The organism is Pseudomonas sp. LSJ-87, from assembly GCF_032971465.1.
In the GTDB taxonomy this organism is placed as follows: domain Bacteria; phylum Pseudomonadota; class Gammaproteobacteria; order Pseudomonadales; family Pseudomonadaceae; genus Aquipseudomonas; species Aquipseudomonas putida_Z.
Genome location: NZ_JAWJYQ010000004.1, coordinates 162,449 through 176,036, shown reverse-complemented (window position 1 = coordinate 176,036; position 13,588 = coordinate 162,449). Strand labels below are relative to the sequence as shown.

At 61.8% G+C, this 13,588-nt stretch carries 11 protein-coding genes; all 11 read right to left on the bottom strand.

From position 1 onward, the window contains the following. Positions 1-11 precede the first annotated feature (11 nt). Entirely contained in the window at positions 12-344 is a 333-nt protein-coding gene (gene fliE / locus RYH74_RS05870; protein ID WP_013973606.1) for a flagellar hook-basal body complex protein FliE, read from the bottom strand. A 209-nt stretch (positions 345-553) separates the two neighbouring features. Next, positions 554-1,909: a sigma-54-dependent transcriptional regulator gene (locus tag RYH74_RS05865; protein WP_085614534.1), complete on the bottom strand. Its 1,356-nt coding sequence runs from the start codon at positions 1,907-1,909 to the stop codon at positions 554-556. Next, on the bottom strand, positions 1,909-3,126 hold the full coding sequence (locus tag RYH74_RS05860; protein ID WP_317409092.1) for a sensor histidine kinase: 1,218 nt from the start codon (positions 3,124-3,126) through the stop codon (positions 1,909-1,911). Before RYH74_RS05860 ends, RYH74_RS05865 begins: the two co-directional genes overlap by 1 nt. 211 nt (positions 3,127-3,337) lie before the next feature. Then, positions 3,338-4,813, bottom strand: coding sequence for a transcriptional regulator FleQ (gene fleQ / locus RYH74_RS05855; RefSeq protein WP_046614590.1), 1,476 nt, complete (start codon positions 4,811-4,813; stop codon positions 3,338-3,340). A gap of 166 nt (positions 4,814-4,979) precedes the next feature. Then, positions 4,980-5,276, bottom strand: coding sequence for a flagellar protein FliT (locus RYH74_RS05850; protein WP_075045931.1), 297 nt, complete (start codon positions 5,274-5,276; stop codon positions 4,980-4,982). A gap of 14 nt (positions 5,277-5,290) precedes the next feature. Continuing rightward, positions 5,291-5,686 (bottom strand): flagellar export chaperone FliS, encoded by a 396-nt coding sequence (fliS, locus tag RYH74_RS05845; RefSeq protein ID WP_003257284.1) that lies wholly within the window; start codon positions 5,684-5,686, stop codon positions 5,291-5,293. Between the two features lie 134 nt (positions 5,687-5,820). Then, positions 5,821-7,239, bottom strand: a complete 1,419-nt coding sequence (fliD, locus tag RYH74_RS05840) for a flagellar filament capping protein FliD (protein ID WP_317409090.1) — start codon at positions 7,237-7,239, stop codon at positions 5,821-5,823. A gap of 78 nt (positions 7,240-7,317) precedes the next feature. Continuing rightward, positions 7,318-7,677: a flagellar protein FlaG gene (locus RYH74_RS05835; RefSeq protein WP_015271224.1), complete on the bottom strand. Its 360-nt coding sequence runs from the start codon at positions 7,675-7,677 to the stop codon at positions 7,318-7,320. 69 nt (positions 7,678-7,746) lie between these two features. Beyond that, positions 7,747-8,595 (bottom strand): flagellin domain-containing protein, encoded by an 849-nt coding sequence (locus RYH74_RS05830; RefSeq protein WP_015271225.1) that lies wholly within the window; start codon positions 8,593-8,595, stop codon positions 7,747-7,749. Between the two features lie 255 nt (positions 8,596-8,850). Continuing rightward, positions 8,851-9,786, bottom strand: a complete 936-nt coding sequence (locus RYH74_RS05825) for a ketoacyl-ACP synthase III (protein WP_317409117.1) — start codon at positions 9,784-9,786, stop codon at positions 8,851-8,853. 249 nt (positions 9,787-10,035) lie between these two features. Further along, positions 10,036-13,578, bottom strand: a complete 3,543-nt coding sequence (locus tag RYH74_RS05820; RefSeq protein WP_317409089.1) for a glycosyltransferase family 2 protein — start codon at positions 13,576-13,578, stop codon at positions 10,036-10,038. Positions 13,579-13,588: the final 10 nt, after the last annotated feature.

The following is a 13,588-nucleotide window of genomic DNA, read 5'->3' as shown; positions in this document are numbered from 1 at the left end:
TACGTCCGTCCTCAAACCGGCATCTGCATGATGTCCTGGTACGCCTGGACCAGCTTGTTGCGTACCTGGGTCAGGGCCTGCATCGACACGCTGGCCTTTTGCGAAGCGATCATCACGTCGGTCAGGTCGACGCCACTCTTGCCGATCTCGAAAGCGTTGGCCAGCTGGGTCGAAGCCTGCTGCGTCTCATGCACCTTGCCGATGGCCTGGCCGAGCATGTCGGCAAAGGTACTTTGCCCGGGTGCCAACTCGGGGGCAGCGGCCACCTTTGGCAGCGACATGGCGTCGGCCTGCATGGCCCGCATGTCCAGCATCAGACGATTGAATTCAACACCTTGGCTCATGACCCTTCTCTCTCCTGCGGCCGCATTTTTTTGACAGTGATGCGGCGGATAGCCAACCTAAAGCAACAAAGGTGCCAGCCTATGTATGCCAGACAATCTGGGGCCGCTTCGCGCCCCATCGCCGGCAAGCCAGCTCCCACAGGTACAGCGCGGGCCTCTGTGGGAGCTGGCTTGCCGGCGATGGGCTGCGCAGCAGCCCCTTTCGATCTTCAGCCGAACAGGCTGGCCTCGACGTCAAACCCGGCATCGCGCATCTGCGCCAGCTTGTAGCGCAGGGTACGCGGGCTTATCCCCAGGCGTTCGGCCGCCTCTTTCCGGCGGCCACGCTCGGCGCGCAGGGTGTCGATGATCATCTGGTACTCATGACGACGCATGTCATCGCCCAGCCCGCCGGGCTCGGCCACCACCTCGGATGATGGCTCTATGCCAGCCGACAATGGAATGGCGCCCGCCAGACAAAAATCCGCCGCCTCGATCACCCCGCCCTGCTGCAGGATCAGCGCCCGCTGCAGGGCGTTGTCCAGTTCGCGTACGTTGCCCGGCCAGGCATACGCCTGCAGGCAGGCTCGGGCCTGGGGCGACAGCTGCACCGGGGCGTGCTTCATCTTCGCCACGTGGCGTGCCAACAGGCGCTCGGCCAGTTGCAGGATGTCACCCGGGCGTTCGCGCAGTGGGCGCCAAGCCAGGGGGAACACCGACAGGCGGTAGTACAAGTCTTCACGGAAACGCCCGGCCGCCACTTCGCCAGCCAGGTCACGGTTGGTGGTGGCCAGCACGCGAATATCCAGGCTGATCGGCTTGCGCCCACCCACCCGCTCCACCTCGCGCTCCTGCAGCACGCGCAGCAGCTTGGCCTGCAAGGCCATTGGCATTTCCGAGATTTCGTCGAGCAGCAAGGTGCCACCTTCGGCCTGCTCGAATTTGCCGGCCTGGGCAGCGATGGCGCCGGTGAAGGCACCCTTCTCGTGGCCGAACAGGGTGGCCTCGAGCATGTTGTCGGGGATGGCAGCACAATTGATCGCCACGAAAGGCTGCGCCGCCCGCGGCGACTGCTGGTGAATGAAGCGCGCCAGCACTTCCTTGCCGGTACCGGATTCGCCGGAAATCAGCACGGTCGAGTCACTGCGCGCCACCCGCGTGGCCAGCTCCAGCAACTGTCGACTGGCCGGCTCGCAGGCCACCGGGCCTTCCTCTTCAGCCACGCGCCCGGCGGCATGCCGCTCGACCAGACTGAGCAAGGCCTTGGGTTCGAATGGCTTGACCAGATAGTCGGCAGCCCCTTGGCGCATTGCCTCGACGGCACGCTCCACCGCGGCATGCGCGGTCATCAGCAGCACGGGCAGTTGCGGTTGCTGGCGGCGCAGCTGGGCCAGCAGTTGGTGCCCATCCATGCCAGGCATGTTCACATCGCTGACTACCAGGCTGAAGGCCTCCTCCAGTACTGCTTCCAGCGCTTCTTCGGCACTGCCCACCGCCTGGTAGGCGAAGCCGCCGATTTCCAGGGTATCGCCCAGCGCCTGGCGCAATACGCGGTCATCCTCGACCAGCAGCACCTTGATCGCCATTACATGCCCTCCGCCAGTTGCCCGTCGATCAACGGCAGCTCCACCTGCACACAGGTACCACGGCCAACCTTCGAGCGCAGGCGCAGCGTACCCTGGTGCGCGCGCACCACGGCCTTGACCACGGCCAGGCCCAGGCCGGTGCCGGTAGCCTTGGTGGTCAGGAACGGTTCGCCCAGGCGGCCGAGCAGGTCGGCATCGATACCACTGCCGGCGTCGCTTACACACAGATGCAGGCTGCGCTCGCGGCGGAACAGGTGCATCTTCAGTCGCGCCGGGCCGTCGCTGGCTTGCAGCGCATTTTCGATCAGGTTGAGCAATGCACCAACCAGGGTGTCGCGGTTGCACAGCAGCTCACCCAGGTGGCTGTCGCACTGCCAGCGCACGGCGTGCCCTTGCACATGCGCCTGGGCAGCCTGCTGCAGTGCCTGGAACAAGGCTTTTGGCGTGACTCGATCATTCAGCGGCAGCTCGCCACGGGCGAATACCAGCATGTCGCGCACCTGGTGTTCCAGCTCGTGCAGGCGCTCCTTCAGGGTGCCGGCAAAGCGCTGGCGGGTTTCCGCGCCCAGCTCTTGTTCGGGATCAGCCAGGTGGCTGGCGTAGAGCATCGCCGCCGACAGTGGCGTGCGGATCTGATGCGCCAGCGAGGCGACCATGCGCCCCAGCGAAGACAGGCGCTCGTGGCGAGCCAGCTGGTCTTGCAGGCGACGGGTTTCGGTCAGGTCGTTGAGCAACACCAACTGGCCAGGCTCGGCATCCAGCGAGCGAGTGGCAATGGACAGACGGCGGCCGTCGCGCAGCGAGACTTCGTGACCGTCATCCTTGCGCGGGGCAAAGCTGCGGGCGATCACCTGGCGCCACAGCTGGCCGACCAGCGGCTCGCCGAGCAGTTCGCAGGCGGCCGGGTTGGCTTCGCGTACCAGGCCCTGGCCATCGATCACGATCACCCCGCCGGGCAGCAGGTCCAGCAGGTTCTGCAGGCGGTTGGCCAGGCGTTCCTTTTCGCTCAGTTCATCGATGCGCTGGGCGCTGACCACCGCCAGCTCGCCCTTGAGTTCGCTGACCCGGGCTTCGAGCAGGCTGTAGGACTGGCTCAGTTGGCTGGACACCTGATTGAACAGGGCGAAGGCCTGCTCGACACCCTGGCGGCTGTCCTGCTCGATCGGGGTTTGCCCCTGCGGATCGGGGGCTAGGGATACGTGGGCGGCCTGGGGCATCTTGCTCTCTCGCGTGGCTGACCGTCATAAAAACGGTGTGTTGCCAGCGGTGTAGCAATAGCCGTGCCGGAGATAGGGATTTGGGTTGGCTGTGCCGGCCTCTTCGCGGGTGAACCCGCTCCCACAGGGATATCACCGAATTCAAGCTGTGCATCGATCCTGTGGGAGCGGGCGTGCCCGCGAAGAGGCCGGTACAGGCAACCGCCAGGCGTCAATCCTCCGCCTGTTCCTCGCCGCCCTGGCGGCTCATGCCGTACTTGCGCATCTTCTCGACCAGGGTGGTACGACGAATGCGCAAACGTTCAGCCGCGCGCGCAACGATACCGTTGGCATCGTCCAGCGCCTGCTGGATCAGGCCCTGCTCCAGGCTACCCAGGTAGTCCTTCAGGTCCAGGCCTTCAGGTGGCAGCATGGCGTGATTACTGAAGTTCGGCGTATGGCCGTTGATTGCGACGCGCTCTTCCAGGTCGCTGCGCAGGCTGTCGACCATCTGCTCGTCTTCGTCATCGACGTAACGGAATTTCTTCGGTAGCTCGGACACGCCAATCACCCCGTACGGGTGCATGATCGCCATGCGCTCGACCAGGTTGGCCAGCTCGCGAACGTTGCCCGGCCAGCCGTGGCGACACAGCGACATGATCGACGCGGAGTTGAAGCGGATGGACCCGCGCTTCTCGTGCTCCATGCGCGAGATCAGCTCGTTCATCAGCAGCGGGATGTCTTCCACCCGCTCACGCAGCGGCGCCATCTCGATGGGGAACACGTTCAGGCGGTAGTACAGGTCTTCGCGGAACGTGCCCTCCTCGATCATGGTCTCGAGGTTCTTGTGGGTCGCGGCAATGATGCGCACATCGATGCTCTGGGTCTTGTTGCTACCCACGCGCTCGAAGGTACGCTCCTGCAGCACGCGCAACAGCTTGACCTGCATCGGCAACGGCATGTCGCCGATTTCGTCGAGGAACAGGGTACCGCCGTTGGCCAGCTCGAAGCGCCCGGCACGGCTGGTGATCGCCCCGGTGAAGGCGCCCTTCTCGTGACCGAACAGTTCGCTTTCCAGCAGCTCGGCCGGGATCGCGCCGCAGTTGACCGGCACGAACGGCGCTTCGCGGCGCTTGGAATGGTAGTGCAGGTTGCGCGCGACCACTTCCTTGCCGGTGCCGGACTCACCCAGGATCAGCACGCTCGCATCGGTATCGGCCACCTGCTGCATCATCTGCCGCACGTGCTGGATGGCACGGCTGGTGCCGACCAGGCTGCGGAACAGGTTGGGTTCGCGCTGGCGACCACGCTCGCGCGCCTGGTCGTACATCTCGCGATAGACCTGGGCACGGTGCAGCGAATCCAGCAGCTGGCTGTAGCTTGGCGGCATTTCCAGGTTGGAAAGCACCCGGCGGCGAAGGTCTTCCGGGAACTCCGCAGAAGAAATTTCACCTAAAAGCAGAACCGGAAGGAACTCATCCCACCCAGCCACTGTCTTAACGAGCCCAAGCACACTGCCCGGGGCGTTTACAGTGCCGATAAGCACGCACAGCACTTCGCGACTCGAAGACAATGGCTCGACCACTTGCTGCCAGTCCTGGCTGGAGCAAGCGAGGTTTTCTTCGCCGAGGAAGTTAAGCACCACCGCCAGGTCGCGGCGGCGTGCGCTGTCGTCGTCGATCAGCAGAATCTTGGTTTCACGCCACATGCAATAGCAACTTCCCTAGTCATATCGGCGCCCGAGGGCGTGCTCGACATCATTCCGACTGAATGGTCAGTGTTCGGACGTCTGAAATTCGAAAACAGCCACTAGTAAAGTCAAAAAAAACCAGCCAGTCAAATTAATGGCGCATGGCTTTTGGCAACATTTGTGGTCAGGTGAATAGATGGTATACCTTTGCCGCGTTCTTCGCCTGACGGATTTTCGTCATTTCATCCACCAAGGATTGACGTTCGCCACTTGCAACATCGATTAGTTGACGGTATACGGCCAGCAACTGCTCAAGGCTGGCACTGACATCGGCCTCGTTGCCTTTCGCCTCGCTCACCATGTCACCGATGCGCAAGCGGCACTCCAGGTCCAGCTCACCCACCGCTTCCCAGTTGCGCTCGGCCAGCGCCGCCAGCAGCATTTCCCGAGTCTGCTCGATACGGGCGATTACTTCGTTCATGTCATCCTCCTTTATCAGGAAGCCGACGACTGATCGCCGATTGCGTCCCAACCTTCCTTCACAGTGATCAGCAGGCGCGCGACCTCGTCGATGATGGCCGGGTCACCCTTGACGTTGGCCTCGATCAGGCGGCGGCTCATGTACATGTACAAGCTGTCCAGCTCAGCCAGGCTGTCGGCATGGTTTTCCAGGTCCAGGCCTTCGCGCAGGCCGCCGATGATGTCGATGGCCTTGCCGATGAGGATGCCCCTTTGCGCGATGTCGTTGCGGGCAATGGCGCCCTTGGCCTGCGCCATGCGATCAAGGCCGCCCTGCATGAGCATCTGCACCAGGCGGTGCGGGCTGGCTTCGGACGTCTGCGCTGCGCCGTTGACTTTCTGGTACTGCCGAAGGGCCAACATCGGGTTCATGGATCTGCCTCGTTGCTGCGGTAAAAAGTTGCTTGTACCTGCTGTATCGCCTGTACGTCAAAAAACTTTAGGGGAAAAGCAAAAAGCCCGGGGCGTCTCGCGGACGCCGCCGGGCTTTTGGCATGTTCAGCCGATCAGGATTTCTTGGCCTGGGCGTTGATCGCTTCGAAGATCGAGGTGATCTGGTCGGCCTGGGCTTTCATCTTGCCCAGGGCGGTGTCCAGGGCCACGTACTTCTTGGTCAGCGATTCGGTCAGAGACTCGGTGCGGCGATCAAGGGCGGCCTGCTGGTTGGCCAGTTCCGAGACCGCCTTGTCGAGGTTCGACTTGCGCGTTGCAAGGCTGCCATCGGTCTTGTTGTAAGGATCGATGGCCTTGTTCATACGCTCGAAGATGCCGTCGGTACCGGTGAACAGCTCCTGCACTTCCGGGCCGAGCTTCTTGTCGTTCATCGCCGCGGTGAACTTGCTGCTGTTGAATTCGAGCGTGCCATCCTTCTGGGTGTTGATACCCAACTGGCTCAGCGTGGTCAGCTGGTCGCCGGCCCCCACCTCACTCAGCACCTTGCGCACATCACCCAACAGAGAGCGGGTGGTCGGGTCGTTGGTGAGCGGGCCGAGCACCAGCTTGTCATCGTCATCACGGCTGGTCGACGTCAGCGACGTGATCGCCTTCTGCAGCGTATTGTAGGCATCGACGAAGCTCTGGACCGACTTCTTCAGGCCATCGTTGTCCGCCGCAATGGTGACCGCGGTCGGCGTACCAGTGGGGACGCCGCTGGCCTTCGGGCTGACCCCGGTCAACTCCAGGGTCATGCCGCTGATGGCGCTATCGAGCGTGTTGGAGGCACTCTTGACCTTCAAGCCGTCGATGGTCAGTTCAGCGTCCTGGGCCTTGGCAGTGATGTAGCCCGCACCGGTCCCGGACATCTGCGTGGTGCCATCGATTGCCAGCTCGGCGATACCGCTCAGGGAAATGTCAGTCCCCGCACCTGTGGTGGTCGAGCTGAGTACCAGGCGCGAGCCGCCTTCCTCGTTGACGATGTTGGCGGAAATGCCGTTGGCGCTCATTTCCTTGTTGATCTGGTCGCGCACACTTTGCAGCGTCGCGCCACTGGTCACGTCCAGATTGTAGGTCTTGCCGTTCTGGCTGATGGTAAGCTGGCCAGCACTGATCGGGCTGGTGGCACCACCGCTGAACTGCTGGCTGGCCACTTTCGAGCTGGTGGCCAGCTTGTCCACCACGATGTCGTAGCTACCCGCTACCGCCGAGTTGCTCGACTTGACCTTGACCACCGACTCGTTGGCCGAGGTCGCTGCATAGGCGTTGAACGACGGGGCATCCTTGTTGTTGAGCGCCTTCATGGCGTCCTGGAATGCCGTGAGGGCACTGCGCAGCGAGCCAATACCCGAAATCATCGCAGTGTTGTTGCTGGTTTGCCGAGTGATCTGCGCCTGTTTGGCGGATGTATCGGCCTTGACCAACGCGGTCACGATCTCGGTAATGTTGAGACCAGAACCCAGGCCTGTACTGGAAGTAATCGGGCTTGCCATGCTGTAGTCCCTCTCATCAACGCGTCAACCCGCTCCTGCGGGACAGACATGCTTCACTTCATTGGTGTTCGCCGCCAACTATACCTTGGCGTCGAACAGAACACTTTTGACATCGCTCAGGCTGTGAGCGATCCGCAGGGCCTCTTCCGAGGGCAACTGGCGAATCAGTTCACCACTGTCGGTAGCGATGACTTTGACCACGATCTTGCCGGATTCTTCATCCGTGGAAAATTCCAGGTTGCGCTGCGACGCCTTCAGGAACTTTTCGATCTCCGAAACGGCATGTTTGACCTTGTCGGCATCCTGCACCGCCTTGGCGTCTTTCTTGTCGTCTTCGGGTTTTACGTTTTCCGTCGACCGGGCAACCGGTTTTTCGGCAACCTGCTCGGCCGGACGTGCGGCCGGATAAGACAGGTTCAGCTTGACGCTCATGTCCATGCCCACCACCTCGCAATGAAAAGGCGGGGAAGTGCCTTACCAGCACTTCCCCGCCAGCAACCAGGCAGATTAGCCCAGCAGCTTCAGTACTGCCGACGGCAGCTGGTTGGCCTGGGCCAGAACCGAGGTGGAAGCTTGCTGCAGGGTCTGCTGCTTGGTCAGCTGGGCAGTTTCAGCAGCGAAGTCGGTGTCCTGTACACGGCCACGAGCAGCTTCGGCGTTTTCGTTGATGTTTTGCAGGTTGTTGATGGTGCTGGTCAGACGGTTCTGCGCGGCACCCAGGTCAGCACGGTTGCTGTTGATGGTTTGCAGAGCGGCGTCGATGGCCGAAACAGCAGCGCTGAAGTTGGCTTCGGCGGTGGTGGTGTCGGAACCCTGAATGTTGATCGAGGAAGTAACGCCCAGGTCCGAAGCGGTGAACTTGGCGCTCAGGTCGATGGTGATCTGGTTGGCGGAACCGGTGTTGGAACCAACCTGGAAGGTCATGACCGAAGCCGAACCGTCCAGCAGGTTCTTGCCGTTCAGCTGGGTGCTGTTGGCGATACGGGTCAGTTCCGAAGCCATCGACTGGAATTCTTTGTCCAGAGCGACACGGTCGTTGGTGCTGTTCGAGTCGTTTCGGGACTGAACGGCCAGTTCACGCATACGCTGCAGGATGTTGGTCTGCTCTTGCATCGCGCCTTCAGCGGTCTGGGCGATGGAGATACCGTCGTTGGCGTTTTTGATAGCCATGGTCTGACCACGGATCTGCGAGGTCATGCGGGTAGCGATCTGCAGGCCGGCGGCGTCGTCTTTGGCGCTGTTGATTTTCAGGCCGGAGGACAGACGGGTCATCGAGGTGCTCAGCGCATCGGAAGCACGGTTCAGGTTTTTCTGAACGCCCAGAGAGGTGGTGTTGGTGTTAACAGTCAAAGCCATGACGAATTCCTCGTTGGATTGGGTACTACGGCTTCCGGCCTTGGCAATTCGCCGGGTGTGGCACAGAGAACCTTCGTAATGTTTATCGTCGTCAGGGCAGTTTGCTTTAGGGCGATTTCTCACTTTTTTTGCTGGCATCCGGCCATCCCAATGAAATCAAGGGTTTGACGCCAGATTACAGGCGCACTCGCTGCGCAGCAGAGAAAAGAAAACGCCGCCCTGAAGCGGCGGCGTCTTGTAACCGATGAGGGCCGGTCAATCGCATCGCTCGATGATTGCCGAACCCCAGGAAAGGCCTACGCCGAAACCGCTCAGGGCAACCCGCTGGTGCTGCGAACCCAGCACATGCTTTTCCAGCAACAACGGAATGCTCGAAGAGACGGTATTGCCGGTCTCGACCATGTCCTTGACGAACCGCTGCCTGTACTCGCCCTCTACAAAGCGCGCCGACACCGCGTCGACGATTGCCGCGCTACCTTGGTGGAGGCAATAAAGGTCGATGTCGCCGGCCTTGAGGCCGCTGGCATCGAGCAACTGCTGAAGGTGAGCAGGCACCTTGACCAGGGCAAAGTTATAGACCTGACGACCATTCATGAAGAACTTGCCGTCGGTAGTACGCAAGTGCTCGGCACCTGCACCATCACTGCCGAACAGCGATTTGCCGAGCTGCCAGGCAGCATCCTCGCCCATCCAGGTTGCAGTGGCGGCATCACCAAACAGCATGGTGGTATTGCGATCTTCGGGGTCGACAATCTTCGAGTACGGGTCTGCGGTGATCAACAGGCCGTTTTTCAGCCCTGCCGCTTCCATGAAGCCCTTCATGGCATACAGGCCGTAGACATAGCCCGAGCAGCCCAGGGAGATATCGAAAGCTGCGACCTGGGTGGTCAGCCCCAGCTTGTGCTGCACGATGGCAGCGGTATGCGGCAAGCCTTCGGCGTCGCCGTTCTGGGTCACGACGATCACGACATCGATGGACGCAGGATCAAGACCAGGATTGGCAGCAAACAGGTTTTTTGCTGCCTCCACGCAAAGATCAGAGGTTTCCTGGGAGGCTTCCTTGCGCGGCAGGAAGGTCGAACCGATCTTGCCGAAGATGAAATCCTGGTCCTTGCCGAATTTCGCGCCCTGCGCGTAATTGTCGACGCCCTCGACAGGTACGTAACTGGCGATGCTTTTGATGCCAATCATTGTGGCTTCCCGATAGATATGGCGAAAATTCGCGGGCTTTCGCGCCGGGTTCAGATACCTCGGGTGAAAAGACGACGAGACTGCCCGCAGACTCGATAGCTTAGAGATGCACGTTTCGACTGCCAAGTCACGGTTGTTCATACGATCGGCCAATCGCCCGACAAGATCAATGCCCCTCGTGCGCAACCATGACCCGGCGTGCGCTGCCAGGCACCCGCATCGCGCGGGCACCCGGCATACGACAGTGACTCAGGCCAGCCAGGCCCGGCGCCATGCCTCCAGGCGCTCCCCCTGAAGCAGCCAGTTCGCCCGGACGGCATTCTGCAAGGCATCACCCAACGCTGCCGACGCGTCGCGGTCGTCCAGATGCAGACGAATGACCCGTAGCCAGTCAGCCGTCTGGTTTTCCACCCTCGACAACGGCAAGGTATCTGCACCAGCGAAACCGGCGACCCGGCTACAGATCACAGGATGTGCGCAAGCAGCGTGCTGGAGCACCCGCAGATCGCCTGAGCAGGCGTTGCCCAAGGTCTCGGCCATCGGCACCAGCGCCAGGTCGAGATTCAGGGCAGCGAGGCTATTGCCCAGCATTTCGCCAGTGACCTGCGGGTGGTGCTCTCGGACGAACGGCCGCAGCGCTTGCGGGCAGTCGCCCAGGACGATCCAATCGACCTCATGCGCCATCGCCGGAACCACCTCGGCCAGCAAGGCAGCATCCTTGTTGCCGATCCAGCCCAGACGCGGCCTTTGCGCCATGCGCCGCAAACCTTGCAACTGGCCCCAGGCGGCAGGTAGCGCGCTTTCAAGCAAGCGCACGTCATCGTGCTGTCCTTGCAACAGCTCCGCCAACGCCGGGGCAGCAACGACCACTCTGTCTGCCTGCATCAGCCCATGGCTCATGCGCTGCAGTAATTCATCCGCACTCAGGCCGGCGTCGAACCCCAATTCCGGGATATAACCGTCCAGCTCATACACCTTGAATGCCTGGGAGAATGCGCGCAGACGACGCAAGGTCTGCAACCCCGCATCCGCCAGCGGGCGCTGCAAGACAATACTCGAGGGCGCATAGCGCTGGATATCCACCAGGGTCAGAACCCCCATGGTTACCGAACCATCAATCAAGCCGGCGTTGCGCATCGCCATGAGGGGCTGTATTACGCGGGCCTGCCCGGCCGCCTGCTGGTCGGCAGCGAAGGCCAGCACCGTCGGAGCAATGCCTTGCAATGGCCGCCAGCACAGACCGTTGTCCTGCCGCGCATGGCTGTGGCCGGCAAGCAATGACTGGTTGGCGTTGTAGGAGGGATCGCTGACCAGTTGCGGCAACCAGCGAGCGTAAAGCGCATCCTCCTGTTCAGCACTGATCGCAGCAGCGGGAGCTGCTTCCAGCAGCAGCCTGGCGCGTGGCGTCCAGACATTCAGATAGCCGGCCTGCTGCAGGCGCAGGCACAGGTCGGCTTCAGCCCAGGGCGCCAATAACGGGTCGACGGAGAAACCACCCGATTGAAGGAAGGTTTCACGCCGCACCATCAGACAACGATCCCCCACGGCTACACCGTTACGCTCAGTCACCAGCGCCGACAGAGCCCCCTCATCGCCGAGTACATGCCCGGCGAATGCAGGACCGACGCTGCCACCCAGCCCAAGTACCAGACCTGCCTGCTGAATCACCCCATCGGCGCTCGCCAGCATGCACCCCACAGCCCCGGCCTCAGGGCGCTGTGCATGGTTTAGCAAGGCTGGCAGCCAATCACAATCACTGACCATGGCGGTAGCATCCAGCCATAGCAGAAACTCGCCCTGCGCCTCCTGCGCCGCGGCGTTGCGCATGGCCTCACGAGGCTGCCCCGGCATGAAACGCAATACCTGGACTCGTCCTGGCTCAACCTGGCTCAGCATGTCCAGCCACTGCAGCAGCACCGGATCGTCATTGCCTGGTTCTACCAACAGCACTTCATGCGGGACAACTGCCGTGTTCTGCAACAACTGTTCAAGGCAGCGCTGCAACCGTGACAGGTCGCCTTCGATGTAGATGATCACACTCACCGAGGCTGGCCGCGAATGCCCATAGTCGATCTGGTAGCAATTCGCCCCTTGCTCGATCGAACGAACCTGCGCATCAGGATAACCACGCTCCAACAGATGCTTCTGGATGACCGTGCGCTCATCGTCGCATACAGTGAGGTCCGGCAGACTGGAGATCAACAGCGGCTCGCTGATATGACCCACAACCCCCAGGCCATGGTCGACAATCAATCGCAGCTGGTAGGCCAATTCGAAGCCCCCCCCTGCAGCCGGGTCGAACCCACCCTGCTGCACGAGCGTGCGCATGTGGTACAACCAGTGCCGCGACAATGCGGCCGGGTGCGCCAGCAACATGTCCAGATTGAGGTCGGGTCGCAGACGGGCTTCAACGCTGTCATCGGCGCCTCGCACGGCCTCGTCGGCAAACACCGCACCAAACGTCACCGGGGCCTGTGCCAGGTCGAGAGCCGCCACCAGCAGGCCACTGGCGGTAAATTCCACGCCCGCATCTACCAACATGCACCAATCACAGGGGCTGCTCTCCAGCAGGCCATTGATGGCGGCCAACGGCGCTCGATCATCAGCTGGCAACCACTGCACGTTCGGGCGACGCGGCTCCACCGCACCCAGCACACAGACCTGGATGCGTTGGTACAGTACGTCGTCCAGGCTACCCAGGGTACGCGCCAGGGCTCCCGGGTCGCCGTGATCCCGCACCAACACGGCGATCGAGGGCGCATCGGGCGCCACCAGCCGGTCCTGCATCAACTGTAACTGCTGCGGCAGCGGGTAACGCTGACGCAGCCATGCCAGCATACCGCTCTGATTGCCGGCCGCCTCGCGACGGGCTGCAAACTGGGTCTTGGCGATGAACACCTCGAGGTGTTGCCAGAAGGGTGCCGTTCTTTCCACATAACGCTGCAGGGCACCTTCCAGCCCTGCGCTGGCACGCTCGAATGCGCCGGGCCGATCGAGCATGGCGAAACCCTGGCTGCCGATGAAGCTGGCCTCAAGAAACTGCTCGTCGATGCCGTGCCCTGGAATGAAGATCACCGGGCAGCCACAAAGGACCGCGATCACGCAGGTCATCGACCATTCGTGGGTATAGAGCACTTCGGCCCTACGCAGCAGCACTGCCAGCTCGGGCAATGTCAGGGCATTGGCCATGCTCAGCAGCTGGATATCGTCAGGCAACTGCGAATAGTCGATCTGCTCCAGCGGGTGGCGATTCTGGTAAAGGTACTTACCTTCCCGCAGCGTGCCCGGTGCCGGCGCGCTGAACAGTTCGACATCGATCGTCGGCAGGCACAGCAAGTCGCCATCCGGATAGCCATGCCGTGCGGCGATCAGGGCGCCGGAATAGAACAACAGGTCTCTGCCAGCGGCCTGCATGCTCTGGCCGGTAAGAAAACCCTCGAAGTTCAGCAGGAAACGCGCCACCACATCGCAGCCAAGCGGGTTGCCCACCACCACTTCCGGATAGACAGCTATCGGCACCTTGCCTTCGGCCTGATGCCGCTTCTGCGTCAGCGGGTCCAGCAATGGCGTTTTCAGGTCCGGATTGACCACCTGACCGCCACAGATATAAGCCTCGCGCCCGTTCAGGTTGAGCACGTGGCAAAGATAGTGCAGCGACGCGACGCCCGAGGAGGTTTCCCGGTAGTCGGGTGCCAGGATGTAGTACGGATGCTCCGGCTTGGCATACATCAACCTCAGGCGCGTCAGTGCCTGGTCGAGCGAATGGGCGTCAACCCCGGCAGAATTGGGCATCGCTTGGAAA

What these genes read in the sequence shown, in the direction of transcription:
- fliS (WP_003257284.1), bottom strand. Translation starts at nt 5,686, where the DNA reads ATGAACCCGATGTTGGCCCTTCGGCAGTACCAGAAAGTCAACGGCGCA.
- fliE (WP_013973606.1), bottom strand. Translation starts at nt 344, where the DNA reads ATGAGCCAAGGTGTTGAATTCAATCGTCTGATGCTGGACATGCGGGCC.
- fleQ (WP_046614590.1), bottom strand. Translation starts at nt 4,813, where the DNA reads ATGTGGCGTGAAACCAAGATTCTGCTGATCGACGACGACAGCGCACGC.
- RYH74_RS05850 (WP_075045931.1), bottom strand. Translation starts at nt 5,276, where the DNA reads ATGAACGAAGTAATCGCCCGTATCGAGCAGACTCGGGAAATGCTGCTG.
- RYH74_RS05865 (WP_085614534.1), bottom strand. Translation starts at nt 1,909, where the DNA reads ATGGCGATCAAGGTGCTGCTGGTCGAGGATGACCGCGTATTGCGCCAG.
- RYH74_RS05825 (WP_317409117.1), bottom strand. Translation starts at nt 9,786, where the DNA reads ATGATTGGCATCAAAAGCATCGCCAGTTACGTACCTGTCGAGGGCGTC.
- RYH74_RS05860 (WP_317409092.1), bottom strand. Translation starts at nt 3,126, where the DNA reads ATGCCCCAGGCCGCCCACGTATCCCTAGCCCCCGATCCGCAGGGGCAA.
- RYH74_RS05820 (WP_317409089.1), bottom strand. Translation starts at nt 13,578, where the DNA reads ATGCCCAATTCTGCCGGGGTTGACGCCCATTCGCTCGACCAGGCACTG.
- RYH74_RS05835 (WP_015271224.1), bottom strand. Translation starts at nt 7,677, where the DNA reads ATGGACATGAGCGTCAAGCTGAACCTGTCTTATCCGGCCGCACGTCCG.
- RYH74_RS05830 (WP_015271225.1), bottom strand. Translation starts at nt 8,595, where the DNA reads ATGGCTTTGACTGTTAACACCAACACCACCTCTCTGGGCGTTCAGAAA.
- fliD (WP_317409090.1), bottom strand. Translation starts at nt 7,239, where the DNA reads ATGGCAAGCCCGATTACTTCCAGTACAGGCCTGGGTTCTGGTCTCAAC.